The organism is Tunicatimonas sp., assembly GCF_049647865.1.
Lineage (GTDB): Bacteria > Bacteroidota > Bacteroidia > Cytophagales > Cyclobacteriaceae > Tunicatimonas.
This window is the reverse complement of sequence record NZ_JBARYM010000611.1, coordinates 1-2,529: the sequence shown is the minus strand read 5'-3', so window position 1 is coordinate 2,529 and position 2,529 is coordinate 1. Positions and strand designations below refer to the sequence as shown.

The following is a 2,529-nucleotide window of genomic DNA, read 5'->3' as shown; positions in this document are numbered from 1 at the left end:
GTGCGGGGGCTACCCGAAATGTTAATTTCAAATTTACCGTCGGAAATAGGTTCTAGTCTAAAATCAAACGATTGGTTAAGTATGCTACGCGAGTAGTTGAGGCGATTTTCAATAGGCGTAGCGGGAGGGGTGAACAGAGAGGTATCAATGTTGGGGGCTAATGTATCGCGATACGGCACTACTCCTTGCCCTAGCACTTCTGTACTAAGCAAAAGGAAGACGAGTATAATTATGCAGCCAATACCAGAGGCTATAATATGGTGGCCGAAGTTAAGTTGCATCAGCAAAGTATGTTGTTTCTGGCTCTAGTCAATTATTAAATACGTGTACCAAAAACGTTCCGAATACCCGTGAAGATATTCTTTTTCCATTAAAATTTTACGAATATTTTTTCCTGTGGGCACAGTAAGTTTGCGGGTAGCAGCAGAATACAGATGAATGAAATGAATATTTTCACCGGAGAGAAAGTACGTTTCGTTGGCAAAAAATTGAATCGGCCAATTGGCTGATAGCGGTCTTCTATAAAGAAAGTTGCCAAATAAGTCAAAAACCAGTAATACTTCGTCAGTCTGAACATATAACCGATTTTGGTACTCCCGCAGTAAATGCACTTGGTCATTCGTTGATAGATACCATTGTAGGGACGTGGAAAGTGTGTTTTCGGTGAGTTGAGGATCGTACTTGTTAAGAACCAGATCAGTAGAAATATACCAAACCTGCTGGTCAGCACTAAGTGTTGCATTACCCATTGTTGCCTCAGGAAGTTCTATAGTAGAAACCTCGTTAAGGTTCTGATCCAGCACGGTCAGAAGCTGCTGAAAAGGAAAATAGGCTTGTAATCTCAGTGTTTGCCAGGGTAGTAAAACCGGAGGCTCTCGGTGGCTTGGTTGATACGTATGAAGGGTATCACCTTGCGAAGTGTACTGAATAATATCTCCCTTGGCGGTTGCCGCATAAAATATACCAGGTGTATTGCTAACTATTGATTCGGGCAAAGTAAAGGCAGTACTATCCTTTAGCTCCCAGGGTTGAGCCTGTAAAATAGAGTAGTTGAAGCAGAGCAGCCATAAATTAATTCCGAAAAGTACGTAGCTCAAAAGTTTGACCATTAAAGAGTCCGTAGTGTGGTTGAGAAATCCATTCTCCTAAATTATAATAACGGCTATTCTCGCTGAGTGGTATCTCTAACGGCAAATGACGATGACCGAAAACATAGTAGTCGTGATGTCTTTGTTGCTCAATATCCTGACAATATTGGTAAATCCACTCATACTCTTTCCCCTGAAACGACTCATCTTTTTTCTCATTACTTTTACGACTATTTCTCGACCAATAGTTAGCCAATGAAATACCTATGTCAGGATGAATAAAGGAAAAGAGCGTTTGACCAATTTTAGCAGTGAAAATCTTTTTAAGAAATTTGTACGTGTAATCGCCCGGCCCTAGCCCGTCTCCGTGCCCGATATGCAGGTGAATATCGTTAATTTGAAGTGAGATCGGCTGGCGAATTATTGGTATACCTAGTTCACGCTCAAAGTAGTCGAACATCCACAGGTCATGGTTGCCGGTAAAAAAGACTACAAAAATACCCTTTTCCAGTAGTTGAATCAGTTTACTCTGAAGGTGTAGAAAGCCCTTCGGAACTACTTGCTTATACTCGAACCAAAAATCGAAGATATCACCTAGCAGAAATAAGCCATGCGCATTAGGCTGAATTGCCTCTAGCCAGCGAACAAGGGTCTGCTCCCGTTCCTTGCTTTGATGAAAGTTAGGAGCACCTAAATGAAAATCAGAAGCGAAGTATAATTTTTTTCCGGCAGGAAGCTGAATAGGGTTTGATAAATCCGAGTGGGCGATCATGCGGACAAAAGTAAGGAGAAGCTAGGGCAATAAAAAAGGGCTGTTAGCCAGCCCTTTTACTAAAATCAAATAATTTTATCTTACGGATTTTCCTTGGCCTCAGCCGCAGTAGTCTCTTCAGGAGAATCTCTTGCTTCTTTAGAAGAAGCTGCGTCGGTTACAGTGGTATGGCCATTAGAAGCCGTTGCATCCTTTTCCTCCTTTTCAGTATCTTTTTCTTCTTCCTCAGTATACTCTTGATAAGAAGTAGGTCGAGCAAAGGGGCGTTTTCCAATAAGTCGTTCTAAATCATTCTGAAACAGAATCTCCTTATCTAGCAACTGCTTGGCTAAAGCTTCTAGCTGGTCTCGTTTGTCAGTTAGCAGCTTTTTGGTTCGCTCATACGCTCGGTCAATAAGCGCCCGAACCTCCTCATCAATCGTTTGAGCGGTAGCTTCTGAATAGGGCTTGGTAAAGTTGTAGTCCGGCTGACGAGAGTCGTAAAATGATACATTACCTAACTTTTCATTCATACCGTAAACGGTAACCATGCTATATGCCATCTTGGTAATCCGCTCTAGATCATTCTGAGCACCGGTCGATATTTTGCCAAAGACTACTTCTTCAGCCGCTCGGCCTCCTAATGCCATACACATTTGGTCGAGCATTTGCTCGGTACGGTATAAGAAC

Annotated in this window: 3 protein-coding genes and 1 pseudogene; all 4 read right to left on the bottom strand. The window is 42.2% G+C overall.

The genetic code is table 11. The features are described from left to right. Positions 1–212: hypothetical protein (locus WBA23_RS17875; protein ID WP_424583648.1), on the bottom strand; the 212-nt coding region annotated here is incomplete at its 3' end. A gap of 93 nt (positions 213–305) precedes the next feature. Beyond that, complete coding sequence (locus WBA23_RS17870) at positions 306–1,097, bottom strand: hypothetical protein (RefSeq protein ID WP_424583647.1); 792 nt, start codon at positions 1,095–1,097, stop codon at positions 306–308. Further along, positions 1,072–1,860, bottom strand: a complete 789-nt coding sequence (locus tag WBA23_RS17865) for a UDP-2,3-diacylglucosamine diphosphatase (RefSeq protein WP_424583646.1) — start codon at positions 1,858–1,860, stop codon at positions 1,072–1,074. The genes WBA23_RS17870 and WBA23_RS17865 overlap by 26 nt, the downstream gene beginning before the upstream one ends. 80 nt (positions 1,861–1,940) lie before the next feature. Further along, positions 1,941–2,529 (bottom strand): annotated as a pseudogene (locus WBA23_RS17860) (ATP-dependent zinc metalloprotease FtsH); the annotation flags it as partial.